The 24,259-nt window shown below is 63.6% G+C and carries 27 protein-coding genes and 1 tRNA gene; 12 read left to right on the forward strand and 16 right to left on the reverse strand.

All coding sequences use genetic code 11. The features are described from left to right. Position 1: 1 nt before the first annotated feature. Positions 2-814, reverse strand: coding sequence for an ABC transporter ATP-binding protein (locus C8N34_RS20480; RefSeq protein WP_242013861.1), 813 nt, complete (start codon positions 812-814; stop codon positions 2-4). A 71-nt stretch (positions 815-885) separates the two neighbouring features. On the opposite strand from C8N34_RS20480, the gene C8N34_RS26465 reads away from it, so the two are divergent. Next, positions 886-1,029, forward strand: a complete 144-nt coding sequence (locus tag C8N34_RS26465) for a hypothetical protein (protein WP_158640750.1) — start codon at positions 886-888, stop codon at positions 1,027-1,029. Here the strand turns inward: C8N34_RS26465 and hydA are convergent. Then, the gene (hydA, locus tag C8N34_RS20485; protein ID WP_108130299.1) at positions 996-2,450 is read right to left on the reverse strand and encodes a dihydropyrimidinase; all 1,455 of its coding nucleotides are present in this window, start codon (positions 2,448-2,450) and stop codon (positions 996-998) included. The two genes, C8N34_RS26465 and hydA, sit on opposite strands and share 34 nt — an antisense overlap. 77 nt (positions 2,451-2,527) lie before the next feature. Beyond that, the gene (locus C8N34_RS20490) at positions 2,528-3,778 is read right to left on the reverse strand and encodes a Zn-dependent hydrolase (RefSeq protein ID WP_108130300.1); all 1,251 of its coding nucleotides are present in this window, start codon (positions 3,776-3,778) and stop codon (positions 2,528-2,530) included. Between the two features lie 149 nt (positions 3,779-3,927). On the opposite strand from C8N34_RS20490, the gene C8N34_RS20495 reads away from it, so the two are divergent. Next, complete coding sequence (locus tag C8N34_RS20495) at positions 3,928-4,560, forward strand: TetR/AcrR family transcriptional regulator (RefSeq protein WP_054301063.1); 633 nt, start codon at positions 3,928-3,930, stop codon at positions 4,558-4,560. Between the two features lie 4 nt (positions 4,561-4,564). Here the strand turns inward: C8N34_RS20495 and C8N34_RS20500 are convergent, their stop codons facing one another. The 4 genes from C8N34_RS20500 to aptA all read right to left on the reverse strand — a co-directional run bounded on the left by C8N34_RS20500 (position 4,565) and on the right by aptA (position 7,961). After that, positions 4,565-5,671 carry a M10 family metallopeptidase C-terminal domain-containing protein gene (locus C8N34_RS20500; RefSeq protein ID WP_108130301.1) on the reverse strand — a complete coding sequence of 369 codons (1,107 nt, stop codon included), beginning with the start codon at positions 5,669-5,671 and terminating at the stop codon, positions 4,565-4,567. Between the two features lie 104 nt (positions 5,672-5,775). Beyond that, positions 5,776-6,219 (reverse strand): DUF302 domain-containing protein, encoded by a 444-nt coding sequence (locus C8N34_RS20505; protein ID WP_108130302.1) that lies wholly within the window; start codon positions 6,217-6,219, stop codon positions 5,776-5,778. Positions 6,220-6,273: 54 nt separating this feature from the next. After that, complete coding sequence (locus C8N34_RS20510; RefSeq protein ID WP_054301061.1) at positions 6,274-6,579, reverse strand: cupin domain-containing protein; 306 nt, start codon at positions 6,577-6,579, stop codon at positions 6,274-6,276. A gap of 53 nt (positions 6,580-6,632) precedes the next feature. Further along, positions 6,633-7,961 carry an omega-aminotransferase AptA gene (gene aptA, locus C8N34_RS20515; protein WP_054301076.1) on the reverse strand — a complete coding sequence of 443 codons (1,329 nt, stop codon included), beginning with the start codon at positions 7,959-7,961 and terminating at the stop codon, positions 6,633-6,635. Positions 7,962-8,169: 208 nt separating this feature from the next. On the opposite strand from aptA, the gene C8N34_RS20520 reads away from it, so the two are divergent. Further along, on the forward strand, positions 8,170-8,781 hold the full coding sequence (locus tag C8N34_RS20520; protein WP_108130304.1) for a TetR family transcriptional regulator C-terminal domain-containing protein: 612 nt from the start codon (positions 8,170-8,172) through the stop codon (positions 8,779-8,781). A 94-nt stretch (positions 8,782-8,875) separates the two neighbouring features. Then, positions 8,876-9,268, forward strand: a complete 393-nt coding sequence (locus tag C8N34_RS20525) for a hypothetical protein (RefSeq protein ID WP_108130305.1) — start codon at positions 8,876-8,878, stop codon at positions 9,266-9,268. A gap of 7 nt (positions 9,269-9,275) precedes the next feature. Here the strand turns inward: C8N34_RS20525 and preA are convergent, their stop codons facing one another. Both preA and C8N34_RS20535 read right to left on the reverse strand, forming a co-directional pair. After that, positions 9,276-10,577, reverse strand: coding sequence for an NAD-dependent dihydropyrimidine dehydrogenase subunit PreA (preA, locus tag C8N34_RS20530; RefSeq protein ID WP_054301058.1), 1,302 nt, complete (start codon positions 10,575-10,577; stop codon positions 9,276-9,278). Positions 10,578-10,601: 24 nt separating this feature from the next. After that, complete coding sequence (locus tag C8N34_RS20535; RefSeq protein ID WP_108130306.1) at positions 10,602-11,930, reverse strand: NAD(P)-dependent oxidoreductase; 1,329 nt, start codon at positions 11,928-11,930, stop codon at positions 10,602-10,604. Between the two features lie 323 nt (positions 11,931-12,253). On the opposite strand from C8N34_RS20535, the gene accB reads away from it, so the two are divergent. The 3 genes from accB to aat all read left to right on the forward strand — a co-directional run bounded on the left by accB (position 12,254) and on the right by aat (position 14,799). Then, positions 12,254-12,748 carry an acetyl-CoA carboxylase biotin carboxyl carrier protein gene (accB, locus tag C8N34_RS20540; protein WP_108130307.1) on the forward strand — a complete coding sequence of 165 codons (495 nt, stop codon included), beginning with the start codon at positions 12,254-12,256 and terminating at the stop codon, positions 12,746-12,748. A 19-nt stretch (positions 12,749-12,767) separates the two neighbouring features. Then, positions 12,768-14,114 carry an acetyl-CoA carboxylase biotin carboxylase subunit gene (accC, locus tag C8N34_RS20545; RefSeq protein WP_108130308.1) on the forward strand — a complete coding sequence of 449 codons (1,347 nt, stop codon included), beginning with the start codon at positions 12,768-12,770 and terminating at the stop codon, positions 14,112-14,114. A 112-nt stretch (positions 14,115-14,226) separates the two neighbouring features. Continuing rightward, entirely contained in the window at positions 14,227-14,799 is a 573-nt protein-coding gene (gene aat, locus C8N34_RS20550) for a leucyl/phenylalanyl-tRNA--protein transferase (RefSeq protein ID WP_108130309.1), read from the forward strand. Here the strand turns inward: aat and C8N34_RS20555 are convergent. From C8N34_RS20555 to C8N34_RS20575, 5 genes are all read right to left on the reverse strand, one after another. Then, positions 14,796-15,230 carry a DUF2155 domain-containing protein gene (locus tag C8N34_RS20555; protein WP_082400649.1) on the reverse strand — a complete coding sequence of 145 codons (435 nt, stop codon included), beginning with the start codon at positions 15,228-15,230 and terminating at the stop codon, positions 14,796-14,798. The genes aat and C8N34_RS20555 overlap by 4 nt on opposite strands. After that, a complete protein-coding gene (gene mlaD / locus C8N34_RS20560; RefSeq protein WP_108130310.1) occupies positions 15,227-15,706 on the reverse strand; it encodes an outer membrane lipid asymmetry maintenance protein MlaD in 480 nt (159 codons plus the stop codon). Before mlaD ends, C8N34_RS20555 begins: the two co-directional genes overlap by 4 nt. A 13-nt stretch (positions 15,707-15,719) precedes the next feature. Then, positions 15,720-16,094 (reverse strand): NADH:ubiquinone oxidoreductase subunit NDUFA12, encoded by a 375-nt coding sequence (locus C8N34_RS20565; protein ID WP_108130328.1) that lies wholly within the window; start codon positions 16,092-16,094, stop codon positions 15,720-15,722. 121 nt (positions 16,095-16,215) lie between these two features. After that, positions 16,216-17,481: an ATP-dependent Clp protease ATP-binding subunit ClpX gene (gene clpX, locus C8N34_RS20570; RefSeq protein ID WP_108130311.1), complete on the reverse strand. Its 1,266-nt coding sequence runs from the start codon at positions 17,479-17,481 to the stop codon at positions 16,216-16,218. Between the two features lie 112 nt (positions 17,482-17,593). After that, complete coding sequence (locus C8N34_RS20575) at positions 17,594-18,226, reverse strand: ATP-dependent Clp protease proteolytic subunit (protein WP_054301051.1); 633 nt, start codon at positions 18,224-18,226, stop codon at positions 17,594-17,596. Between the two features lie 176 nt (positions 18,227-18,402). Between C8N34_RS20575 and C8N34_RS20580 the strand changes: the two genes are divergently transcribed. Further along, entirely contained in the window at positions 18,403-18,942 is a 540-nt protein-coding gene (locus tag C8N34_RS20580; RefSeq protein WP_054301050.1) for a CAP domain-containing protein, read from the forward strand. Between the two features lie 3 nt (positions 18,943-18,945). Here the strand turns inward: C8N34_RS20580 and C8N34_RS20585 are convergent, their stop codons facing one another. Next, a complete protein-coding gene (locus C8N34_RS20585) occupies positions 18,946-20,247 on the reverse strand; it encodes an ATP-binding protein (protein WP_108130313.1) in 1,302 nt (433 codons plus the stop codon). 49 nt (positions 20,248-20,296) lie between these two features. Between C8N34_RS20585 and C8N34_RS20590 the strand changes: the two genes are divergently transcribed. Then, complete coding sequence (locus C8N34_RS20590) at positions 20,297-21,184, forward strand: MBL fold metallo-hydrolase (RefSeq protein WP_108130314.1); 888 nt, start codon at positions 20,297-20,299, stop codon at positions 21,182-21,184. Positions 21,185-21,310: 126 nt separating this feature from the next. Continuing rightward, a tRNA-Asn gene (locus tag C8N34_RS20595) sits at positions 21,311-21,385 on the forward strand. A 1,206-nt stretch (positions 21,386-22,591) separates the two neighbouring features. Here the strand turns inward: C8N34_RS20595 and C8N34_RS20600 are convergent. Beyond that, positions 22,592-22,984 carry a hypothetical protein gene (locus C8N34_RS20600; RefSeq protein ID WP_108130315.1) on the reverse strand — a complete coding sequence of 131 codons (393 nt, stop codon included), beginning with the start codon at positions 22,982-22,984 and terminating at the stop codon, positions 22,592-22,594. Positions 22,985-23,132: 148 nt separating this feature from the next. On the opposite strand from C8N34_RS20600, the gene C8N34_RS20605 reads away from it, so the two are divergent. Both C8N34_RS20605 and C8N34_RS20610 read left to right on the forward strand, forming a co-directional pair. After that, positions 23,133-23,786, forward strand: coding sequence for a hypothetical protein (locus C8N34_RS20605; RefSeq protein WP_108130316.1), 654 nt, complete (start codon positions 23,133-23,135; stop codon positions 23,784-23,786). After that, positions 23,771-24,085: a hypothetical protein gene (locus C8N34_RS20610; RefSeq protein WP_108130317.1), complete on the forward strand. Its 315-nt coding sequence runs from the start codon at positions 23,771-23,773 to the stop codon at positions 24,083-24,085. The genes C8N34_RS20605 and C8N34_RS20610 overlap by 16 nt, the downstream gene beginning before the upstream one ends. Positions 24,086-24,259: the final 174 nt, after the last annotated feature.

Here is a 24,259-nt window from a genome sequence, read left to right on the forward strand (position 1 = left end):
CTCACATCTCATCGCCATGCCCCGCCCTGAGGCCCTCGCGCACACGATGGGCGATCTCGATGAACGCGCGGCTGTCGCGGATGTCCAGCGGTCGCTCCCTCGGCAAGGGGCTTTCGATCACATCGGTAATCCGCCCCGGACGCGGACTCATCACCACGATCTTCGTGGAAAGATAAACCGCCTCGGGGATGGAATGGGTGACGAAACCGATGGTCTTGCCGGTCCGCGCCCAGAGCTTCAGCAATTCCTCGTTCAGCCGGTCGCGGACGATCTCGTCCAGCGCACCGAAGGGTTCGTCCATCAGCAGGATGTCGGCATCGAAAGCCAGCGCGCGCGCAATGCTCGCGCGCTGCTGCATGCCGCCAGAAAGCTGCCAGGGAAACTTGCCACCAAACCCTTCCAGGTCAACCAGTTGCAGCACGTCCTTCACGCGCCGGTTCTGTTCATCCCGCGCAAATCCCATGATCTCCAGCGGCAGGCGGATATTGCCTGCGATGGTGCGCCAGGGGTAAAGCCCCGCTGCCTGAAACACATAGCCATAGGCGCGTTTGCGCCGCGCCTCGTCCGGCGTCATGCCGTTCACCGTCAGGCTGCCGCCGGTGGGATGCTCCAGCGCCGCGATGCAGCGCAGGAAGGTGGTCTTGCCGCAGCCCGAAGGGCCGATGAAGCTGACGAAATCGCCCTTGTCGATGGTCAGGTTGACATCCTTCAAGGCCTGCACCGGCCCGTCGGCGGTCTGGAACACCAGATCCAGCCCCCGCGCCTCGACCACCGGCCCCGCCTTCTCTGCGCTGTCCTTCATCCATCCCCGCATCCGGCCACTCCGTGCCGGTTCATATTCCGTTTACCGATTCCCCGCATGCTCGGACATTCAGGGAGGATACCATGATCACAACGCTCGCCTTCGCACCGACGGAGGAGGATCTGGAGGAGTATTTCTTCGCCCCTCCGGTCCTGACCTTCGCCCCGCCGCCACCGCCGGACCCGGTACCGCCTCAGACCCCCGTCGCAGGCACGCCTGAACGCTGAACCGGCCGCGGCGCGGTCAGCTCTTTCCACGCGCTCAGCGCCCGGTTCACCGCCGGGCGCGGCGCGCGACCGACAAACTGGCCATGGCCCTCCTCGGTCCGCATCTCGCCGTCATGCACCACGACCTTGCCGCGCGACAGGGTGAACCGCGGCAGGCCTTTCACTGCCTGCCCCTCGAACACGTTGTAATCAATGCTCGACTGCTGGCTGCCCGCCGAGATCACCTTTTCCTTCGCCGGGTCCCAGACCACCAAATCGGCATCGGCTCCAACCAGAACCGCCCCCTTCTTCGGGTAAAGGTTCAGGATCTTGGCGATGTTGGTCGAGGTCACCGCAACGAACTCGTTCGGCGTCAGCCGCCCCGTGTTCACCCCATGGGTCCAGAGCATCGGCAGCCGGTCCTCCAGCCCGCCGGTGCCATTGGGGATCTTCGAGAAATCGCCCACCCCGAACCGTTTCTGTTCGGTCGTGAAAGCACAGTGATCTGTCGCCACGCAGGACAGGCTGCCCGCCTGCAACCCGGCCCAGAGGCTCGCCTGATGCGCCTTGTTGCGGAAGGGCGGCGACATGACGCGCCGCGCGGCATGGTCCCAGTCAGGGTTGAAATATTCGCTCTCATCCAGCGTCAGATGCTGGATCAGCGGCTCGCCCCAGACCCGCTTGCCGGCCTGCCGCGCCCGGCGGATCGCCTCATGCGCCTCTTCACAGGAGGTATGGACCACATAAAGCGGCACCCCCGCCATATCGGCGATCATGATGGCGCGGTTCGTGGCCTCACCCTCCACCTGCGGCGGGCGGGAGTAGGCATGCGCCTCGGGGCCGGAATTGCCCTCGGCCAGCAGCTTCGCCGTCAGTTCGGCCACCACATCGCCGTTTTCGGCATGAACCATGGCAAGCCCGCCCAGATCGCCCACCCGGCGGAATGACGCGAACAACTCGTCATCATTCACCATCAGCGCGCCCTTGTAGGCCATGAAATGCTTGAAGGAGGTGATGCCCGCCTTCACGCTGTCCTCCATCCCCTCCCAGACCTTCTCACCCCACCAGGTGATCGCCATGTGATAGGAATAATCGCAATTCGCCCGGCCCGATTTATTGTGCCACATCTGCGCGGCATCCATCAGCCCCTGCCCCTGCCCCGGCAGCACGAAATCCACCACCATCGTGGTGCCGCCCGCCAGCGCCGCGCGCGTGCCGCTTTCGAAATCATCGGCGGAATAGGTGCCCATGAAGGGCATTTCCAGATGGGTATGCGGGTCGATCCCGCCCGGCATGATGTAGCAGCCTGCGGCATCCAGCACCGTGTCGCCCTTCAGCCCGGTACCGATTTCGGTGATCACGCCCCCCTCGATGCGGACATCCGCCTCATAGGCCAGATCCGCCGTGACAACCGTCCCGCCCTTGATCACCGTAGATGCCATGCCGCTCTCTCCCGATCCGCTTTTGCTTCTTGTCCAAATACTCCGGGGGTCCGGGGGCAGCGCCCCCGGCCTTCCCGTCATTCGACGACTTCGGCCACCTGCAACACCGCATGCAGCAGCACATCGGTGCCTGCCGCCGCCCATTCCGGGCTGATTTCCTCGGCCTCGTTATGGCTCAACCCGTCCACACAGGGGCACATGACCATGGTGGTCGGCGCCACGCGGTTGATCCAGCAGGCATCATGTCCGGCGCCGGAAACGATATCCATGTGGCTGTAGCCCAGCTTTTCCGCACTCGCCCGCACGATGCCCACCAGTTCGGGGTCAAAGGTCACCGGGTCGAAATGGCCGACCGGCTCGATGCTGCATCCAAGGCCCAGTTCGGCCGCAACCGCATGCGCCGCGCGCTCCACCTCGGCGCGCATGGCGTCGAGCTTGGCCTGTTCCGGGCTGCGGATGTCCACGGTGAACACCACCTTGCCGGGGATCACGTTGCGCGAATTCGGATGCACGAAAACCTGCCCGACCGCGCCCACGGCATTGGGCTGGTGGCTCATGGCGATCTGATGCACGCGCTCGGTAATCCGCGCCATGCCGAGGCCGGCATTCACCCGCATCGCCATGGGGGTCGAGCCGGTATGCGCATCCTTGCCCGTCAGGGTGATTTCGAGCCACCACAGGCCTTGCCCGTGGGTGACGACGCCGATGCTTTTTCCTTCCGCCTCAAGGATCGGCCCCTGTTCGATATGCAGTTCGAACATCGCCTTCATCTTGCGGGCGCCGACAACCTCGTCCCCGACCCAGCCGATGCGGGCGAGTTCCTCGCCAAAGCGTTTGCCCTCGGGGTCGGTGCGATTATAGGCGTAATCCTGCGTATGGATGCCAGCGAACACGCCAGAGGCCAGCATGGCCGGTGCGAACCGCGCGCCCTCCTCGTTCGTCCAGTTGGTCACGACGATCGGGTGCTTCGTCTTCAGCCCCATGTCATTGATCGTGCGCACCACCTCCAGCGCGCCCAGTACGCCCAGCACACCATCATATCGACCGCCCGTCGGCTGGGTATCCAGATGGCTACCCATATAGACCGGCAGCGCGTCGGGGTCGGTGCCAGGCCGCGTCGCGAACATGTTGCCCATGGTATCGACACCCATGGTCATGCCCGCCGCCTCGCACCAGCGTTTGAACAGGTGGCGGCCCTCGCCATCGGCATCGGTCAGTGTCTGCCGGTTGCAGCCGCCCGCCACGCCGGGGCCGATCAGGGCCATCTCGTTCAGGCTGTCCCACAGCCGCGCCGAATTGATGCGAAGGTTCTCTCCGGGTGCTGGCATCAGCTTGCTCTCCCTGTCTGCCGCCCGTCTGCTGCGGGCTTGCGGCGAATCTCTTCCTGACCGTATGGTCAGATTGCAGGCTATAGAAGCTGACTATCCGGTCAACGAAAATCTCCGTTCCCCGCAAGCCCCCTGCGATCCGAGGCCCGATGAACGAAACGCCCCGCCCGATGCGCCGCAACGAGATCCGCGCGATGAATGAAACGCTCATTCTTCAGGCAGCGGAAAAAGTCTTTGCCGAGGCGGGGTTTGGTGGTGCGACCATGCAGCTGATCGCCGATCTGGCGGGGCTGCCGAAAGCCAATCTGCACTATTATTTCGCAACGAAGGAAGAGCTGTACCGCCGCGTGGTGCAGAATATCTTTGAAATCTGGCTGCATGCCGCCGACAGCATGGATGGCGCCGAAACCCCGGCGGAAGGCATCGGCGCCTATATCGACGCCAAGATGGATATTTCCCGCCGCCACCCGGAAGGCTCGAAAGTCTGGGCATCAGAGGTGATGCATGGCGCGCCGGTGATCCAGGATTATCTGGAAACCACGTTGCGCGACTGGACGGCGGGGCGGGCCGCGCTAATCCAGCGCTGGATCGACGAGGGCAGGATGGCCCCCGTCGATCCGCAGCACCTGCTTTACATGCTCTGGGCCACGACCCAGCACTATGCCGATTTCAGCCACCAGATCGAAACGCTGAACGGCGGCAAACCGCTGTCCGAAACTCAGTGGAATGCCGCCAAGACCAATGTGAAACAGATCATCCTGCGCGGGATCGGGGTGCTGTGAGGCGTCAGATCACCTCGAAATCGGCGGCCCCCAGCGTCTGAACCGAGATCAGCCGCGCAAAGACCACCGCTTCGCCCTCACCGCTGCCGTCCGCATCGTAAAGCAGCCGCCCCGTCGTGGTGTCGAACAGGATACGATCATCGGCATCCCGCGCCACGCCCCCGGCATTCGCGGCGAAAGCCGTGACCGGCAGCGCCCCGTCTGCCGTGGCGACGAGGCCGCCGAAAGCCGATGCCGAAAGCTGGATGCGGTCCTTGCCCCGGCTGAAATCGACAATCAGGTCGGTGCCGCCCAGTTCCGGTGCGAGGTCGAAGACGAAACGATCCTGCCCCGCCCCGCCGCTGAGCGTATCGTTCCCCGCGCCGCCCGCCAGCGTATCCGCGCCGCGCCGGCCTTCCAGCAGGTTGTGGCCCTCGTTCCCGAGCATGCTGTTGGCAAAACGGTTGCCGATCCCGACCACATCGGCGCTGCCTGTCAGTTCCAGGCGCTCCACCCCGCCCCTGGCCTGCGGGCCGGAGAGGCGGAAATCCAGATGCGTCCGCACCGTATCGACCCCGCCGGACAGGCCACCCGCGAATACCCGGTCCCCGGCATCATCGACGACAAAGATGTCATCCCCAGCCCCGCCGAACATCCGGTCCGCCCCGGCGCCACCGTCGATCACATCATCGCCTGTGCCGCCGCGCAGCAGATCGTCGCCCAGACCACCGGAAAGCGTATCGGCCTCGCCAGATCCGATCAGCAGGTCAATGCCCTCCCCCCCGGTCAGACTGCCCGAGGTGGCAAGCCAGCCTGCGGAAAATGCGAAGCGCCAGCCAGAGGCATCAATATTGTCCAGCCCGAACAGCACCGAGAAGCCGGCGATTTCCCCGGCGGCAACCTGAAGCGGCGCCGTGACGAAAATCCACCCGTCATCATCGCCGCCCGCCGAATCGTAAAATTCCAGCCCGCCGATTTCCAGCACCAGAAAACCGCCGTCATACTGGTAGTAGCCGGTTTCCTCGATCAGCCAGCCATCGGTCTGGTAGGTGGCGGAAATCGTGAACACATCGCCTTCAAATGTCGCCGAAACCAGGGGCGACACGTCCCGAATCTCTTGCAGGATACGCATGTCAGAGTCCGATTTTGCACAATGATGAAGCAGAAAGCCCAATCACTGTGCGCCCGGCCCGACAACCTGTCAATCAGCGTGTACGGGTGGCTTGCGGCACAACCTCAGCCTGCCAGAGCGTCCGCCACCAGCCCTTGCAGCAGATCATTCACAGGGGCCATCGTCGGCTCGTCCCGGAGCATGAAGCCGACTGTCACCGCCTCGCCCGGCCGCTGGTAGACGGTGATGGCGTAGGGGCAATACCGGATGTTGGTCGGGTCCGCCTCCATCACCTTGCGCGACACCTCGGCCGAGCAGAACAGGAAGATCTCGGCCCCGTCGAACAGCACAACGTCCGACCCGACATCGGCGCGTGTGCGTTCCAGCATGTCGCCGGTATGGGTGTGGCTGTCGATCACCAGCCCGCGCCCGACAATGGCGCTTTCGACCGCGAAGGTCACATCCTCGAATGCCTCCTCGCTGGTCGCCGTGACAAATTCATCGGCAACCGCAGGGGTCGTGGCGCAGATCAGCGCGGCAACGCTCAGAACGCGGGTCATCAGGGTCATGCGGGGCTCCGTCTGGACAGGGCCAGTCTGCGGCAGACAGCGCCGGGGCGCAAGTCAGGCGTCTTTCAGCTCCACCTCGACGAAGCTCATCGGCGCCGGACCGCCATTGATGACATTGTGTTCGGTTCCCTTCGGACGGGAATAGGCGCTGCCCGAGGGAATGAAGCTTTCGCGCCGCTCGCCATCCGGCAGCTCCAGCACCAGCGCGCAATCGGTCAGCGTGGTGATGACATATTCATGGCCGTGAACATGCCAGCCGGTTTCGGCACCCGGTTCGAAATCATATCGCCAGACCCGAACGCGGTCGTTTTCCATCAGCAGCGTGGCCATGGCCTGAAGCCGCATCGCACCTTCCGTCATCCCGCTTCCCCCAAAAGCAGGGACGCGGGGGGCACCCCCGCGTCCGGGCCGCCTTACGGCAGCGTTTTCAGCACTTCGGCCAGCTTGCCGATCAGTTCGTCGATTTCCGCCTTCGAGATGATCAGCGGCGGCGACATGGCAATGATGTCGCCGGTGGTGCGGATCAGGATGCCCTTTTCATAAGCATTCAGGAAGGCCGTGAAGGCGCGTTTGGTGGGTTCACCCGCCATCGGCTCCAGCTCCACCGCGCCGATCAGGCCCATGTTGCGGATGTCGATGACATGCGGCAGGCCCTTGAGGCTGTGGAGCGCATCCTCCCAGTAGGGAGCAAGGTCGTTCGCGCGTTCGAACAGCCCCTCCTCCTTGTAGGTGTCCAGCGTGGCGATGCCGGCGGCGCTGGCGATCGGGTTGCCGGAATAGGTGTAGCCGTGGAACAGCTCGATCATATGTTCCGGGCCCTGCATGAAGGCATCATGCACCTCGGCCGTGGTCAGCACCGCGCCCATCGGGATCACGCCGTTGGTCAGGCCCTTGGCGGTGGTCATCATGTCGGGCAGCACGTCGAAATGCTGCGCCGCGAAGGCCGATCCAAGCCGCCCGAAGCCGGTGATCACCTCGTCGAAGATCAGCAGGATGCCGTGTTTCTTCGTGATCGCCCGCAGCTTTTCCAGATAGCCCTTCGGCGGCATCAGAACGCCGGTCGAACCCGCCATCGGCTCCACGATCACCGCCGCGATGGTTTCGGCGCCATGCAGCGCAACAATACGTTCCAGATCATCGGCGAGGTTGGCGCCATGCTCCGGCTGGCCACGGGTAAAGGCGTTCTGACCCGGCAGATGGGTATGCGGCAGGTGATCAACACCGCCCAGCAGGGTGCCGAACATCTTGCGGTTGTTGACGATACCGCCGACCGAGATGCCGCCGAAGTTCACGCCATGATAGCCACGCTCGCGCCCGATCAGACGGGTGCGCGCGCCCTCGCCCCGTGCCCGGTGATAGGCAATGGCAATCTTCAGCGCGGTTTCCACCGACTCGGATCCCGAGTTGGTATAGAACACATGCTCGATCCCCTTGGGGGCGATATCGACCAGACGGTTGGCCAGTTCAAAGGCCACCGGATGTCCCATCTGGAAGGCAGGCGCGTAATCCAGCTCGGCCGCCTGCTTCTGGATCGCCTCGGTGATTTTCGGGCGGCAGTGACCGGCGTTGCAGCACCACAGGCCTGCGGTGCCATCCAGCACCTGCCGACCGTCCGAGGTGGTGTAATGCATGTCCTTCGACGCCACGAACATGCGCGGCGTCTTCTTGAACTGCCGGTTCGCCGTGAAGGGCATCCAGAAGGCATTCAGGTCGTTCGGCGTCGGCTTACGGTCAAGCGCCATGATCATCTCCGCATTTATCCGTCACGAGACTTCGCGCGACGGCTTGAGTTTCCTTGACCCCGAGGTCAAAATTCAACGCGACAGCAGCCGGAAGACCGGGCGTGGCTGTCGGCATATTGACGGGTTTGCCACCGCCGCTCAATCGGGTTTGGCCGTTCCCGCGGCACATTTCCGACACTTTGATCAAATGTTTCACCCGGGAGGTCCGATGACCCGTGCCAAGCCGAAGACCCGCATCCAGCAAAAGAACTCCGAGGCCATCCTGAAGGCCGCGCTGGAGGTGTTTTCGCAGGCCGGGTTTCGTGGCGCGACGCTGGACCAGATCGCGGATCGCGCCGGGCTTTCGAAGCCCAACCTGCTGTATTATTTCCCCTCGAAAGAGGCGATTCATGCCGAGCTGATCGCCGGGCTTCTGAAGGTCTGGCTCGATCCGTTGCGGGCGCTGGACGCGGGCGGCGATCCGGTGGCCGAGATTCTGGGCTATGTCCGCCGCAAGCTGGAACTGAGCCGCGATTTCCCCCGCGAAAGCCGGCTGTTCGCCAATGAGGTGCTGCAAGGCGCGCCGCGTATCGACGCGGCGCTTCAGGGCGAGCTGAAACCTCTGGTCGATGACAAGGCGGCGGTAATCGCGGCCTGGGTGGCCGAGGGGCGCCTGGCGCCGGTGGACCCTTACCATCTGATCTTCTCGATCTGGGCCACAACCCAGCATTACGCCGATTTCGACGTGCAGGTCCGCGCCGTGCTGGGCCCCGGCCATGATCCTTTTGCCGAGGCCGGGGCATTTCTGGAGACGCTCTACCGGCGGATGCTGGCAGCCTGACGGATCGTTCAAATGCCACGCATTCGCCCCGCCCCGAGGCGGCGGCTGCGTGGTACGATACGACGGGGGCGTTCTGACCGAAAGGGAAGAGACGATGACATTCGTGTCCACCATTGGCGCGCAGCTTGCGCACGCGCTGCCCCAGCCTGACCCCGGCATAACCTCTGCACGCGGCAGCCAGCCCTCCGAGCCGCCCGCCAGCCTGCGGGTCGCCCCCACGGAACTGGCCACCGCGGTGCAACCCGCCGCCGCCAGCGTGACCGTGGTGCTGCAATGCGCGGGCAGGCCCGACCCTGACACGTTCGACAACGTGCCGCAGCCGGGAGACGAAAGCATTCTGGTCGATGACTGGGAAAGGCCGGGCCCGCCGCAGGATACGGCCGACCCCGAGGCGGGGCCAACCCCGGCTGCCCCGATACCGCCGGAAGATGCGCAGCCTGCCATGATCGCCTGGCAAGACAGTCTGCGCATCCTGCGTGGCGGCTGAGCCGCGATCATTCTGCCGCGCGCACCGAAGGGTTGTTGGGGTGTTGCGTCCAGTTGGCGTAATCCCCCACTGTCGCCCCGGTGCGCGGGTCCACCTGACCTTTCGGCAGTTGCACCATGGTGATGCAATTCTCCACCGGGCAGACATTGACACACAGGTTGCAGGCCACGCATTCCTCGTCCTTCACCGTGAAGGTGCGGTCCGCGCCCATTTCGATGGCCTGATGGCTGGTATCCTCGCAGGCGATATAGCAGCGGCCGCATTTGATGCAGTCGTCCTGGCTGATATGCGCCTTGGTGACATAGTTCAGGTTCAGGAACTGCCAGTCGGTGACATTCGGCACCGCGCGGCCCACCAGCTCCGTCGTATCGGTGAACCCCTTGCGGTCCATGTAATCCGACAGGCCCGAGATCATCTCCTGCACCACCTTGAAGCCATAGGTCATGGCGGCGGTGCAGACCTGCACATTGCCCGCGCCCAGAGCCATGAACTCTGCCGCATCGCGCCAGGTCGTGACGCCACCGATGCCGCTGATGGGGATACCGGCGGTTTCGCGCGAGCGCGCGATTTCCGCCACCATGTTGAGCGCGATGGGCTTCACCGCCGGGCCGCAATAGCCGCCATGGGTGCCCTTGCCGTCAATTGTCGGCTCCGGTGCGAAATCGTCGAGGTCGACCGATGTGATCGAGTTGATGGTGTTGATCAGGCTCACCGCATCCGCCCCGCCGCGCTTCGCCGCCTCGGCCGGTTTGCGGATGTCGGTGATGTTGGGGGTCAGCTTCACGATGCAGGGCATGCGGGAATATTGCTTCACCCAGCGCGTGACCATCTCGATATATTCCGGCACCTGCCCCACGGCGCTGCCCATCCCACGTTCAGCCATGCCATGCGGGCAGCCGAAGTTCAGCTCCACCCCGTCCGCCTCGGTATCCTCGATGCGTTTGAGGATATCCTTCCAGGATTCCTCGTCACAGGGCACCATCAGGCTAATGATCAGGGCGCGGTCGCGCCACTTGCGCTTGACCTCCTTGATCTCTTGCAGATTCACCTCCAGCGGGCGGTCGGTGATCAGCTCGATATTGTTCAGCCCCAGCAGGCGGCGGTCGGCGCCCCAGATCGCGCCATAGCGCGGGCCGTTGACATTGACGACCGGCGGCCCTTCGGAGCCCAGCGTCTTCCAGACCACACCGCCCCAGCCCGCCTCATAGGCGCGTTCGACGTTGACCTTCTTGTCGGTGGGCGGCGCGGAGGCCAGCCAGAACGGGTTCGGGGATTTGATGCCGATGAAATTCGATGCGAGATTGGCCATATGCTTGTCTCCTGATGCGGGCGCTCAGCCCGCCGCCCCCGTCAGTGCGGCATGGATCTCCTCGGCGGCGTCGCGGCCCTCGGCCACGGCGGTGACCGTCAGATCCTCGCCCCCCAGCGCACAGTCGCCTCCACACCAGAGCTTGTCACCGGCGCGTTTCGGCAGCTTGCCCGCCGCCACGGTGAGGCCCTCCGGCACACCCGCAAGGGTCTGGCCGATGGCCTTGAACACCTGATCGGCCTTGAGCGTGAAGCCCTCCCCCAGCAGTTTCAGCCCCTCGGGGCTGTCCTGGGTATAGGCAAACTCCACCGCCTCGGCCCGCGCGCCGCCCGTCACCTTCACCGGCGCGGCACCGTAGATGATGCGGACGCCGGTCTGCGTGGCATGTTCCTGCTCGTAACCCGAAGCGCTCATCTTCTCCTTGCCGCGGCGATAGACGATGGTCACATTCTCGGCGCCCAGCAGCTTCGATTGCACGGCGGCATCCACAGCCGTCATGCCACCGCCGATCACCACCACGTCGCGCCCGACAGCGACGCCGGAACGGTCCGCCGCCTGCCGCAGCCCGGCGATGAAATCGACCGCATTCTCCACCCCCGGCAGATCCTCGCCCGCCGCGCGCAGGGCATTCACCCCCGCAAGCCCGATCCCCAGAAATACCGCGTCATAATCGGCCAGCAGATCGGCCAGCGCGATATCTTTGCCCAGCGTCACCCCGGTTTTCAGGGTGATACCACCGATCTTCAGCAGCCAGTCCACCTCGCGCGCCGCGAAATCATGGGTCGATTTGTAGGTGGCGATGCCATATTCGTTGAGGCCCCCGGCCTTGGGACGGCGTTCAAGCACCGTCACCTCATGGCCCTTCATCGCCAGACGATGCGCGCAGGCCAGACCCGCAGGCCCGGCGCCCACCACGGCCACACGCTTGCCAGTCGCCGCTGCGCGGGTGAAGGGATGCACGCCCCTCGCCATCAGCGTATCGGTCGCAAAGCGCTGCAACCGGCCGATCTCCACCGGCTTGCCCTCGGCCACCTCGCGCACGCAGACCTCTTCGCAGAGCGTCTCGGTCGGACAGACGCGGGCGCACATGCCCCCCATGATGTTCTGACTGAGGATCGTCTTCGCCGCCGCATCCGGCGTGCCGGTGGCGATCTGGCGGATGAACAGCGGAATGTCGATCGAGGTCGGGCACGCCGTCATGCAGGGCGCGTCATGGCAGAAATAGCAGCGGTCGGCGGCCACCTGCGCCTCATGCCGGTCAAGCGGCGGCGTATGGTCGGCGAAATTCGCCTCATAGCTGGCGGCGGGCAGACGCGCGGGCACGATGCCGGGCGTAAGCTGGCTGTTGGACAAGGCGCAAACCTCCCGTTGTTTTATTGATTGACCTCACTCTGCCACAGGCAAAAATTTTATCAATCGGTAAATTTTAGCGCGGCGTCGATTTTTCCCGGCTGCCCGCAAGGCAGGCGCGATCCGGGGGGACTGCGGGGAAAATGGGCGCCAGCTTCCCCTTGCCCCCGCCCGAAGCGACGCCCCCGCCGCCCATGGCGCCTGCCCAGGTTACGCGAAGGCTTTTCACCCCTGCCCGCCTCGCGTATAACCGCGTCAGCCACGGCAGGGCTGCTTGCGCTATCACGCGCCGCTCATCGCCCGCCGACAGAACAAACGAGGATGGCATGAGCAAACATTCCCCCGACGCCGACGTTGCCTTCATCCAGGCCCTGGCAGAGCTTCTGAACAAGAACGAACTGACCGAGCTTTCGGTGAAACGCGAATATGGCGAGGATGACAGCCTTGACGTGCGCGTGGTGAAACAGGCGAATATCGTGACCACCACGGTCGCCGCCGCACCGATGGCCATGGCCGCCCCGGCAGCCGCACCCGCTGCTGCTGCCGCCGCAGCCCCGGCCGCCGCGCCGGAAGATCCAGCCCAGCATCCGGGTGCCGTGACCTCGCCCATGGTCGGCACCGCCTATCTGGCCGCCGAGCCGGGCGCCGCGCCCTTCGTGACAGTGGGCGCCACCGTCACCGAAGGCCAGACCGTGCTCATCATCGAGGCGATGAAAACCATGAACCACATCCCCGCGCCGAAAGCCGGCACGGTGAAGCGCATTCTGGTCGCCGATGGCACTCCCGTCGAATTCGGCGCGCCGCTGATGATCGTCGAGTGAGGTCCGCCCGGTGACCCAGATGTTCGAGAAAATCCTGATCGCCAACCGGGGCGAGATCGCGCTGCGCGTCATCCGCGCCTGCCGCGAAATGGGCATCAAATCGGTCGCGGTGCATTCCACCGCCGATTCCGATGCGATGCACGTCCGCATGGCCGATGAGAGCGTCTGCATCGGCCCGGCGCCCTCGGGGCAGAGCTACCTGAACAAGGCGGCCATCATCTCGGCCTGCGAGATCACCGGCGCGCAGGCGGTGCATCCGGGCTATGGCTTCCTGTCGGAAAACGCGGGTTTCGCGCAGGCGCTGGAAGATCACGGGCTCACCTTCATCGGGCCGACCGCGGATCATATCCGCATCATGGGTGACAAGATCACCGCGAAAGAGACCGCGAAGGCGCTGGGGATTCCGGTGGTTCCGGGCTCTGACGGCGGCGTGCCCGATCTGGAAACCGCGCTGAAAGTGGCCGAAGAGATCGTCTATCCGGTCATCATCAAGGCCACCGCAGGTGGCGGCGGGCGTGGCATGAAGGTCGCCCGCAGCGCCGAGGAGCTGGAGATCGCCTTCCGCACCGCCCGCAGCGAGGCGAAGGCAGCTTTCGGCAATGACGAGGTCTATATCGAGAAATACCTCCAGAAGCCGCGGCATATCGAAATCCAGGTCTTCGGCGACGGCAAGGGCAATGCCGTGCATCTGGGCGAACGCGACTGTTCCCTGCAGCGCCGCCACCAGAAGGTTTTCGAGGAAGCCCCCGGCCCCTGCATCACCCCCAAACTGCGCGCCGAAATCGGCGAGGTTTGCGCTGCCGCCATGCGCAAGCTGAAATACATCGGCGCGGGCACGATCGAATTCCTTTATGAGGACGGCGAGTTCTATTTCATCGAAATGAACACCCGGCTTCAGGTCGAACATCCGGTGACCGAAGGCATCTTCGGCGTGGACCTCGTGCGCGAACAGATCCGCGTTGCAGCGGGTCTGCCGATGTCCTTCACGCAAAGCGATCTGGAGATCAACGGCCACTGCATCGAGGTGCGGATCAACGCCGAACGCCTGCCGAATTTCGCGCCCTGCCCTGGCAAGGTGAAGGTGTTCCACGCACCGGGCGGTCTGGGTGTGCGGATGGATTCGGCGCTGTATGGCGGCTATTCCATTCCGCCCTATTACGACAGCCTGATCGGCAAGCTGATCGTTCACGGCCGCGACCGGCCCGAAGCGCTGGCCCGGCTGAAACGCGCGCTGAGCGAGTTGATCATCGACGGGGTGGAAACCTCGGTCCCGCTGTTCCACATGCTGCTGGCCGAGCCGGACATCCAGAACGGCGAATACAACATTCACTGGCTGGAAAAATGGCTGGCGGAGCAATTCGCCTGAGGCACTGTCGCGGCCGTGTGTTGACGGGGTATCCGGGGGTTTCTCACTCCCGGACCCCTTTGCGATGTTTCTGCCAGGATACAAGCCAGACGCCGGGAGCGGGATCATACGCATGATTACGCCCGAGCTTTTGTTGCGCGCCTATGCGGCCGGGGTGTTTCCGATGGCCGAAAGCGCGGAAAGCGATGCGATCCATTGGGTCGATCCGCGCAGGCGGGGCATCCTGCCGCTGGATGGGTTTCACATCTCGCGCAGTCTGGCAAAGGACATCCGGCGCGGCGGGTTCGAGATCTGCGCCGACCGCGATTTCGCGGGTGTAGTGGCGGGCTGCGCCGACCGGGAAACCACCTGGATCAACGCCGACATCTTCGCGCTGTATCTTGATCTGCACCGCATGGGCCATGCCCACAGCCTTGAGATGTGGGAAGATGGCGCGCTGGTCGGCGGCACCTATGGCGTGGTGCTGGGGGCCGCCTTTTTTGCCGAAAGCATGTTCTCGCGCCGCCGCTCTGCCTCGAAGATCGTGCTGGCGCATCTGGTGACGCGGCTGCGGGACGGCGGCTTCACGTTGTGCGACACCCAGTTCCTGACACCGCATCTGGCAAGCCTTGGCGGCATCGAGATCAGCCGCGCGGAATATCACGCGCGGCTGGCCGAAGCGCTGGAGCGCGAGGGCCGGTTCTAGCCCTCTTGCGGTGCCTCTTGCAACTCGTCGTCGGGCTGATCGTCCGGCGTCGGCTCCGGCCCGAGGTCCAGCGGCTGCTGGCCGGGGATGACGCAGCGCAGCACCCAGACATCATAGCGCGGATGTTCCAGCGCCGACAGCGCCGGGCTGGAGGCCAGCATCCAGCCGGAAAACACAGGCGTCTCGCGCCCCTTTTCCATGATGGTCAGATGGGCATAGGCGTCGGAGGCGGGGTTCGCCGAAGGATAGCGGCATTCATCAAGCTGGATGGTCAGCCGCCCGGAAACCGCGGCCTGCCCCCGGCTGAGTTCAATATCCGCCGTTTCGCCGGTCATCTTGTCGAGCCAGCGCAGAATGCCGCCGGGCGCCGAAGTCACCTCTTCCGCCGCGACGGGCGTCGCCGCCAGTGCGAGGGCAAGAAGCCACTTCATTCGGTCGCCCCGGCATCACCCGACATGGCGTCACTGGCGCTTTTTCCGACGAACTTCATCAGCAGGCCGACTAGACTGACCGAGCCTTGCGTATCCTCGATCTCATCTCCCGCCGCCAGATTGTCGGGCAGGCCACCTGGGCGCAGTTCGATGAAATTACCGCCCAGCAGCCCTTCGGAGGACACCAGCGCCGCGGAATCCGTCGGCAGGTCAACCCCGTTGCGGATGCTGAACACCGCATCGGCATAGAAAGTCTGCGGGTTCAGGTCGAGCTTCGAGACAGTGCCAACCTTCACGCCCGCCAGCCGCACATCGGTGCCGACAGAGATGCCTTCGGCCGACTGGAACGAGGCGCGCAGGTCATAGCTGCCACCCGTGCGGGCAAAGCCCGTGCCCTGCGCGGCATAGATCAGGAACCCGAGAGCGACGGCCAGAACGGCGCCGCCCGCGATGACTTCGGTGGTGCTTTCGGCCATGATATCGCGCCCCTTATTCGGGTTGCCACGCCTCATAATCGCGCCGTTCGACCGGCGCGGCGCGGCGGATGGAACCTGCGGGCGCATAGGCGGCCAGCGTGCCGGTCAGGTTTTCCTGATGCGGCTTTTCCCAGGTCTTGTGGGCCAGCGGCGCCCTGGTCGGCGGCTGATCCCAGGTGAAATGCAGCCAGCCATGCCAGTCGGGCGACACGCGGCTGGCCTCGGCCTCACCGTTGAAGATCACCCAGCGGCGCTTGCCGTCACGGGTTTCGTAATAGATGTTGCCCTGATCGTCCTCGCCCACCTTCACGCCCTTGCGCGCGGTGAAAATCTGAGTGCCGAGCGTCTGGCTGTTCCACCAGGTGACGAGACGCTTGAGGAATTCCATGGGCCGATCTCCGAAGGTGTTTGCCTTCATATGGACCAAGGGCCTTCCGGCGTCCAGTGCCAAGTTCCGCAAAAGAAAAAGGCGGGCGAATGCCCGCCTTTCACAGCCGTTTGCGGGGCGGTCAACCCGCCGCCGCCGGCTCTTTCTTCTTGGCGTCGGTATGGACCAGCAGGGGTTTCGCCCCGGCGTTCACCGCCTCGTCCTTCACCACTACCTCGGAGACATCGCCCATGCCCGGCAGTTCGAACATCGTGTCCAGCAGGATGTCCTCCATGATGGACCGCAGGCCGCGCGCGCCGGTCTTGCGCTTGATCGCGCGCTTGGCGATGGCGGTCAGCGCCTCGTCGGTGAAGGTCAGCTTCACGCCCTCGATGTCAAACAGCCGCTGGTACTGCTTGACCAGCGCGTTCTTCGGCTCGGTCAGGATGGTGACCAGCGCCGCCTCGTCCAGATCGGTCAGCGTGGCGATGACCGGCAGACGGCCGACGAATTCCGGGATCAGACCGAATTTCAGCAGATCCTCGGGCTCCAGCTCCTTGAACAGTTCGCCCACACTGCGTTCATCCGGGCCCTGCACCGCAGCGCCGAAGCCCATGGCCGTGCCTTTGTTGCGCTGCGCGATGATACGTTCCAGCCCGGCGAAAGCACCGCCACAGATGAACAGGATGTTCGTCGTATCCACTTGCAGGAATTCCTGCTGCGGATGCTTGCGCCCGCCCTGCGGCGGCACCGAGGCAACCGTGCCCTCCATGATCTTCAGAAGCGCCTGCTGCACGCCCTCGCCCGACACGTCGCGGGTGATCGAGGGGTTATCGGACTTGCGGGTGATCTTGTCGACCTCGTCGATATAGACGATGCCGCGCTGCGCGCGTTCGACGTTGTATTCCGAAGCCTGAAGCAGCTTGAGGATGATGTTCTCCACATCCTCACCGACGTAGCCCGCCTCAGTGAGCGTGGTCGCATCAGCCATCGTGAAGGGCACATCCAGAATCCGCGCCAGCGTCTGCGCCAGCAGCGTCTTGCCGCAGCCGGTGGGGCCGATCAGCAGGATGTTCGACTTCGCAAGTTCAATATCCTGCTTCGAGGAATGGTTGAGCCGCTTGTAATGGTTGTGCACCGCGACCGAAAGCACGCGCTTGGCATGCTCCTGGCCGATGACATAATCGTCCAGCACCTTGCAGATCTCGCGCGGGGTGGGAACACCGTCGGAGCTTTTCAGCCCCGTGGATTTGGTTTCCTCGCGGATGATATCCATGCACAGCTCGACGCATTCGTCGCAGATGAACACGGTCGGGCCCGCGATCAGCTTGCGCACCTCGTGCTGGCTCTTGCCGCAGAACGAGCAGTAGAGGGTGTTCTTGCTGTCGCTGCCGGAATTCGTCGCCATTGTCGTCCTCTGCCGTGCGCGCCTTGCGGCGCAATCTGGAAAGCTTAGGCCAAGCCTCTCGCCTTCACAATCCGAAAACGCCCCCGACGGTCGAGCCGCCGGGGGCCGCAGATCACTTGTCTTCCGGTTCGGCCTTGCCGCGATTTTCCAGAATCGCGTCGATCAGGCCCCACGCCTTCGCATCCTCGGCGGACATGAAATTGTCGCGCTCCAGCGCGGCTTCGACGGTTTCGTAATCGTTGCCGGTGTGACGGACGTAGATTTCGTTCAGCCGGCGTTTCAGCTTCTCGGTCTCGCGGGCGTGAATCATGATGTCCGTCGCCTGCCCCTGATAGCCGCCCGAGGGCTGGTGCACCATCACGCGGCTGTTGGGCAGCGAGAAACGCATCCCCGGATGACCGGCGGTCAGCAGGAGCGAACCCATCGAGGCCGCCTGGCCGACCACGAGGGTCGAGACCTTGGGCTTGATGTATTGCATGGTGTCGTAGATCGACAGGCCCGAGGTCACGACGCCACCGGGGCTGTTGATATACATGCTGATTTCCTTGGACGGATTTTCCGCCTCAAGGAACAGAAGCTGGGCGCAGATCAGGCTCGACATGCCGTCATGCACCGGGCCGGACAGGAAAATGATGCGCTCTTTCAGCAGGCGCGAATAGATGTCGTAGGCACGTTCGCCCCGGCTGGTCTGTTCGACGACCATGGGGACAAGGGTATTCATGTAGGTGTCGATCGGGTCTCTCATCTTCGCCTGCCTGTTGTCTATGTTCCGAGCAATATCGTCGTCCAGTTACCCGAGTCTTAGTGTCGCGCGCCGGGGGCTGCAAGGGCGCAAGGGTAAACAGGATGTGGTGCGCGGATGGATGGACCGCGCCTTCCCGGCAGGCTAACCAAGGCAGCGAATGCGTTGACGGAGCCGATATGACACAGACCCCTCTCCGCCCCGCCCTGGCCGTGCTGGCCGCTGCCCTGCTCGCGGGCTGCGTGGTGATTCCGGTCCCCGCCTCCCGCGGGAAGACAACTGTCGTGGCAGGCCCTGCCCCGGCCAGCGCCAGTTGTCCCCGACCACAGGGCGCCACTGCCGACGAGGCGCGGATTCTGGCGCAGGTCAATGCCCTGCGCGCGGCGCGTGGTCTGGGCCGTCTGAAGCCTTCCTCCCGGCTGCGGCAGGTCGCGCAGGCCCATGCCTGTGACAATGCCGCGCGTGGAAGCTATTCGCATACCGGATCGGATGGCGCGACGCTTCAGACCCGACTGCACCGCTATGGCTATGCACCGCGGCGCGCATCGGAAAATACCGGCTACGGCTTTGATGAGGCGCCCGACCGGCTGGTGGCCTTCTGGATGAACTCGCCCGGCCATCGCGCCAATCTGCTGGACCCGCGCGTGACCGAGGCCGCTTTGGGGCTGGCGCAGGGCACACGTTCGGCCTGGGTGCTGGAGCTTGCCCTGCCACGCTGAGCCTCAGCGCGCCAGCGCGAGTTCGGCCTTCAGCCCGCCCAGATCCTCGCTTTCTCCCAGACGCAGCGCGCCGCCATGGCTGCGCGCGACATCGGCGGCAATCGACAGGCCAAGACCCACGCCGCCGCCGCGATTGGGGTCGCGCGCGCCGTCCAGCCGGGCGAAGGGCTGCACCGCCTCGTCACGCCGCTCCATCGGAATGCCCGGCCCGTCATCCTCGACCACGATGCGCGCGCTGCGCTCGCCAACAAGCAGGCTCAGCCGCGCACGGGTGCCAAAGCGGGCGGCATTGCTCAACAGGTTCTCGATAGCCCGCGTCACCGCCTGCGGCCGCAGCCGCAGCGTCACCGAGCCGTCGCATCCCCGCAGTTCCACCCGCTGCCCGCCGCGTTCAGCATTGTCCGCGACACGTCGCAACAGGGCCGGCAGGTCAACCGCCTCGGTCTCTTCGGTGGCATCGCCCCGCGCGAAGGCCAGAAACTCATCCACCAGCCGCTGCATCTCGGCCACATCGCCCAGCAGCGCATCGGTCTCGTCATCTTCGGGCAACATCGACAGGCCCAGCTTCAGCCGCGTAAGCGGCGTGCGCAGGTCGTGGCTGACCCCCGACAGCATCCGCGTCCGGCTTTCGATCGAGCGTTCGATCCGCGCCCGCATATCCAGAAACGCCGCCCCCGCCGCCCGCACCTCGGTCGCCCCGCGCGGACGATAGGGGATGTGCTGGCCCTTGCCGAACGCCTCAGCCGCCTGCGCCAGCCGCTTGATCGGTGCGATCTGGTTGCGCAGGAACAGATAGGAAATCAGTGTCATCACAGCCGAGGTGACGATCATCAGCACCAGAAGCTGATGCGGATTGGTGGCCGAGGTGCGGCGCCGGTCGATCACCACTCGCACCGGCCCGTCAGGCGTGGCGAAATCTGCGATCACGCGGCCGCTTTCGCGCGTCAGATCGGCGCCCAGAAACCCCGGCACCTCATCACGCAGGGTTTCGGCCACCACGCGCCCGGAAAGATCCAGCGCATCGTAGCGCAGCCCCTCCAGCGGCGGTGCCGCCGTACCCAGACCAAACCCCAGTTCCGACGCCACCATTTCGGCCCCGGCCCGGTCACCTGCGGCCATCCGGTCCAGCACCAGACGCAGCTCCACGGCGATCCCGCCGGTCATCTGCAAAGTCACCCGTTCGAAATGCCGCTGGATGAAGGCTATGGACACGACAAGCTGGATCGTGACGATGGGCACGATCAGGATCAGCAGCGTGCGGCCGTAAAGGCCACGGGGCAGGATGGATTTCAGGCGAAAGCTCATGCCGCCCAGCCTAGCCGCAGCCCGCGCCCCGCGAAAGAGGAGAGCAACAATGCAGCCATGGACACCCGGCGAGGTAATCCGCCCCGAGGCCGGGGTCAGGATGGTGCTGGCCCCCAACCCCTCGCCCATGACGCATTGGGGAACCAATACCTACATTATCGGTGAGGGCGCGGTGGCGGTGATCGACCCCGGCCCCGCCCTGCCCGAACATCTGACGGCGATTCTGGCCGCCCTCGCCCCCGGCGAGCGGGTCAGCCATATCCTCGTGACCCATCCGCACCTTGACCATTCGCCGCTGGCGCGGCCGCTGGCCGAGGCGACAGGCGCCCCGGTGCTGGGATTCGGCCCGGCTGGCACCGGCCTGTCGCCCCGCATGGCGGGAATCACCGGATTGGGCGGCGGCGAGGGCATCGACACCGGCTTTACCCCCGACGTGCAACTGGCGGATGGTGACTTCATCCCGGGTGGAGACTGGCAGCTGGAGGTTCTGCATACGCCGGGCCATATGGCGGGCCATCTGGCCTTCGCGCTGGACGGGCTTCTGTTCACGGGCGATCACGTCATGGGCTGGGCGCCCTCACTGGTCTCGCCCCCCGAAGGCGATATGACCGATTACATGGCCTCGCTCGACCGTCTGGCCGCGCGGCCCTGGCGGCGGTTTCTGTCGGCGCATGGCCTGCCCGTCGAGACCCCCGCCGCGCGCCTTTCCGAACTGACCACCCATCGCCGCGCCCGCGAAACCGCCATTCTGGAGGCCCTGACCCAGGGTCCCGCGGGTCTCGATGCGCTGACGGCACGGGTCTACAGCGACGTATCCCCCGCCCTCCAGCCCGCAGCCCGCCGCAACCTTCTGGCCCATCTCATTGATCTGTCTAACAGAAAGCAGATCACAGCCGACCGGCCCACGCTGCATTCCGCGACCTTCACCCGCTCCTGACCAGCGCCTGACCCATCCGAGAACGCCACACATCGGCCCTGGAAAACTTTCTGCTCCAACCCCGTCATTTTTCTGCAATACCCCTCTTGCGACCCCCGAAACCCGAAGCTATACACCGCCTCGTGTTCCGGCGTAGCTCAGCGGTAGAGCAGTTGACTGTTAATCAATTGGTCGTAGGTTCGATCCCTACCGCCGGAGCCAGAAATCCTAAAAGATTTCAATGAGTTACAGGGGAAGCGGAAACGCTTCCCCGTATCATTTCAGGCGCTCGCAAACATATGGCAAACATTCTGGAGCGCCCACAGTTGGGAGCGCGACCCGATCAGACACCCCGTAAGACGCTGTTATGTCTGCGAAGAACCTGCACCGCCGGAAAACCCGACCAAAAATTCGCCCCATGTGTAAGTCGAATATCCGGGGAGAACCTGACCCCCACCCCCCACCTACATAGGGGGGTGCCTCGGGTTGCATCGGCCCGGCTCAATCATACACGATCACCGACCAGCTCGCACCACCGAAGGTCGAAACAATCGGATTCGGCACAGCGGACAGTCGAGCAGACAGCCCACGGCCAGAATCAGACATGGGCTGATACCTGGATTGTGGGGCGACTGACGTTCGCATGACGTGCGACATGCGACGCCCAACGACACGCCCGCAAATCCGCATCACAGCGCGACGAAGACACACGACGCGCAGCGCCCGGCCCTCACGCGCGAACGCGCGTCCCTAGCCCCGCATCGAGACGCAGAGCGACAAGCACCCATCACCATGCCGACGACGATCAAGCACAGCCCCGCGCACCGCGTCACGTCCAGCCCCTCAGCATCCCAGTTTCCACAGGTGCGCCGTGCGGTCTGCCGAGAGAATGACGTGAAGCAAAGGCAGGCTTGCCACCGAACCAGTAACCGTTACGATCTGTTATGCAGGTACATTCAAATCGTAACAGCAAACTTCCCTTTAATTTCAACACTTCGTTATGGTTGTTACGATGTTATGAATAATATGAAGTATTCAATAATCAAAAAATAGAAAAGGGATAATATATATTGATGTGCAAAACAGAGGGCGATTTCGTAACACTCCATAACAACAATTGGCATCTCATTGATTTTATTAAATAAAACGTGTTACGATACCGCCTTCAATTCCATAACAAAAACGTAACGGGTTCCGTAACAACGGCACAGATTGGCGGATATTTCAGTGGGTACGCCTGATTATTCGTTATTTTCGTTGCACAGCCTTATTCATTATTCGTTGCGCGACACTGCCCCAATCCTACGCAATCCACCCCATGAACCATTTTCTCGTTAGGCGCGAACATGCGCACGGGATTGCCGATATGCCATGAGAAAAGGGGCCGAAGCCCAATGACGCCGCACCACTGTGGATGCCGAAACGCCCTTATGTCCGAGCATGATCCTTGAGAGCGGCTTGCGACTTCTCGGCCATCACTTCCCATGCCAGAGGGTCAGCCATTGGAACCACCAAAAGCCCAGAGATATTGGTCAATGCCGCCTCCGCCTGCTTGCGGGCTGCATCCCTTGCGGTGATCAGTTTGAAAAGCCGATCAAATGCTTTCGTCGCGTGATCGGATTCAGCATGTGTCACGTTCTCCATGCCCATATAGCTTTCAAACTCGTTCTTGAGTTCATCGAGCGTTTGGCATTCCTGAAACCTGATAGGCCGGACACGCTTGCCCTTCTCGGTGAAAAGCAGCTTGGCGGCGTCAACGTCACCGCCCTTTGCCCGAAGTATCAGGCCAGCCGTAATCCGCTCCTCGTCCTGCTCGTCCATGTCGCCCTCGCAATCGCAATTCGCCCGATTATACGCGAAGTCGACATTGACACAATCTCTCGCAATCTAAATAGCCCGGATTATCCGAAATTACCGTTTGAACGATAGCGGCGGATAAATTAAAATCGTCGCAATAAGGGGTGCGGATATGTCGAGTGGAATTAAAATCGAGGAACATCAGTTTCGGGTTATGCTCGACCACTCCGCTGCGCATTCTCGACTGATGGGCGGTATCCAATGGTATGGCCGATCCATGATTGAAACCATGCCAGATTCAAACCTGCTCGACGGGCGGCTTTGGTACTCGACGGACGAGTTCCACGACGCCTTGGGCAGCATGTGGCGGTACTGCCAAGACAACCGCGAGACGCACGGGCTGGATCATGCCCTGATCTATGTTTTCGACGGTCGGGCCGGGACGATGAAGTTTCATGCCTACCTGTGGAAACCCGATACAGGCGACACCATGCAGCCGCTTGATTACGGTCGGGCAGTCGATCCGCTGGATCGGCACTTCTCCTATCCCGGGTGCATCCTTGACGCCCTGCTTGCGCAGAAGAAGGCCGTCAGAGCGTCCACAGTGGTCAAGCGGGCGCTGTCATTGGCGCGTGATCGGCTGGGAACAGGAACCAGCGACGAGGCGCACAACGTGCAGCTTCACGGTGCGCTCAAGACGATGATGCAGACCGAACCCCTGATCCATCGGAAGGACGACCCCTCCGACTTTTCCCCGACTGGTCGTTTCACGATGGTTGAACACCTCGGCATCTATGACAAGGACGCGACATGGCTCAACAAGTGATCAAACTCGACTTCGCGGCCTATGAGCCGAAACTGACCCCCGAAGCCCAAGCGGCTTTCGACAAGTGGCGGGCGTTCTATGACGATATGGCCTACCACTGCCGTCAGGCGGGATGCTGGACGTGGGCCGGGGAACTGACCTACCGCGTCAACGGCGTGAAACGCATGTGCCGCACGGTCCCGCAGCCCGTCAGCGAGGAACACATGCGGGTGATTCTCAGCAGCGTTGAGCAGTTCTATTCGCTCCCGGTCGCAGGCGAGGACAACCCACGCAACCCTGTGGTCGCCCTTATGGCATAGCGAACGGCAGCCTATCGCAGTCAGGGGCCCGCAGTACCCTTTCTCGCTCTAAGCCGATCAACCAGCCCTTTCAGTTGGTCCCACATTTCCCAAGTAAGGCGCTGATTTCGCTGTCCTGACCATTATATTTCCTATATAAAACATGGTGTTGAAGGCTGCGAGGGGCGCGTTTCA

This window comes from Gemmobacter caeni (genome assembly GCF_003054195.1).
GTDB lineage: Bacteria > Pseudomonadota > Alphaproteobacteria > Rhodobacterales > Rhodobacteraceae > Gemmobacter > Gemmobacter caeni.

Coding starts and splice junctions, on each gene's coding strand:
- C8N34_RS20480 (WP_242013861.1), bottom strand. CDS start 814: ATGCGGGGATGGATGAAGGACAGCGCAGAGAAGGCGGGGCCGGTGGTC.
- C8N34_RS26465 (WP_158640750.1), top strand. CDS start 886: ATGATCACAACGCTCGCCTTCGCACCGACGGAGGAGGATCTGGAGGAG.
- hydA (WP_108130299.1), bottom strand. CDS start 2,450: ATGGCATCTACGGTGATCAAGGGCGGGACGGTTGTCACGGCGGATCTG.
- C8N34_RS20490 (WP_108130300.1), bottom strand. CDS start 3,778: ATGCCAGCACCCGGAGAGAACCTTCGCATCAATTCGGCGCGGCTGTGG.
- C8N34_RS20495 (WP_054301063.1), top strand. CDS start 3,928: ATGAACGAAACGCCCCGCCCGATGCGCCGCAACGAGATCCGCGCGATG.
- C8N34_RS20500 (WP_108130301.1), bottom strand. CDS start 5,671: ATGCGTATCCTGCAAGAGATTCGGGACGTGTCGCCCCTGGTTTCGGCG.
- C8N34_RS20505 (WP_108130302.1), bottom strand. CDS start 6,219: ATGACCCTGATGACCCGCGTTCTGAGCGTTGCCGCGCTGATCTGCGCC.
- C8N34_RS20510 (WP_054301061.1), bottom strand. CDS start 6,579: ATGACGGAAGGTGCGATGCGGCTTCAGGCCATGGCCACGCTGCTGATG.
- aptA (WP_054301076.1), bottom strand. CDS start 7,961: ATGGCGCTTGACCGTAAGCCGACGCCGAACGACCTGAATGCCTTCTGG.
- C8N34_RS20520 (WP_108130304.1), top strand. CDS start 8,170: ATGACCCGTGCCAAGCCGAAGACCCGCATCCAGCAAAAGAACTCCGAG.
- C8N34_RS20525 (WP_108130305.1), top strand. CDS start 8,876: ATGACATTCGTGTCCACCATTGGCGCGCAGCTTGCGCACGCGCTGCCC.
- preA (WP_054301058.1), bottom strand. CDS start 10,577: ATGGCCAATCTCGCATCGAATTTCATCGGCATCAAATCCCCGAACCCG.
- accB (WP_108130307.1), top strand. CDS start 12,254: ATGAGCAAACATTCCCCCGACGCCGACGTTGCCTTCATCCAGGCCCTG.
- accC (WP_108130308.1), top strand. CDS start 12,768: ATGTTCGAGAAAATCCTGATCGCCAACCGGGGCGAGATCGCGCTGCGC.
- aat (WP_108130309.1), top strand. CDS start 14,227: ATGATTACGCCCGAGCTTTTGTTGCGCGCCTATGCGGCCGGGGTGTTT.
- C8N34_RS20555 (WP_082400649.1), bottom strand. CDS start 15,230: ATGAAGTGGCTTCTTGCCCTCGCACTGGCGGCGACGCCCGTCGCGGCG.
- mlaD (WP_108130310.1), bottom strand. CDS start 15,706: ATGGCCGAAAGCACCACCGAAGTCATCGCGGGCGGCGCCGTTCTGGCC.
- C8N34_RS20565 (WP_108130328.1), bottom strand. CDS start 16,094: ATGGAATTCCTCAAGCGTCTCGTCACCTGGTGGAACAGCCAGACGCTC.
- clpX (WP_108130311.1), bottom strand. CDS start 17,481: ATGGCGACGAATTCCGGCAGCGACAGCAAGAACACCCTCTACTGCTCG.
- C8N34_RS20575 (WP_054301051.1), bottom strand. CDS start 18,226: ATGAGAGACCCGATCGACACCTACATGAATACCCTTGTCCCCATGGTC.
- C8N34_RS20580 (WP_054301050.1), top strand. CDS start 18,403: ATGACACAGACCCCTCTCCGCCCCGCCCTGGCCGTGCTGGCCGCTGCC.
- C8N34_RS20585 (WP_108130313.1), bottom strand. CDS start 20,247: ATGAGCTTTCGCCTGAAATCCATCCTGCCCCGTGGCCTTTACGGCCGC.
- C8N34_RS20590 (WP_108130314.1), top strand. CDS start 20,297: ATGCAGCCATGGACACCCGGCGAGGTAATCCGCCCCGAGGCCGGGGTC.
- C8N34_RS20600 (WP_108130315.1), bottom strand. CDS start 22,984: ATGGACGAGCAGGACGAGGAGCGGATTACGGCTGGCCTGATACTTCGG.
- C8N34_RS20605 (WP_108130316.1), top strand. CDS start 23,133: ATGTCGAGTGGAATTAAAATCGAGGAACATCAGTTTCGGGTTATGCTC.
- C8N34_RS20610 (WP_108130317.1), top strand. CDS start 23,771: ATGGCTCAACAAGTGATCAAACTCGACTTCGCGGCCTATGAGCCGAAA.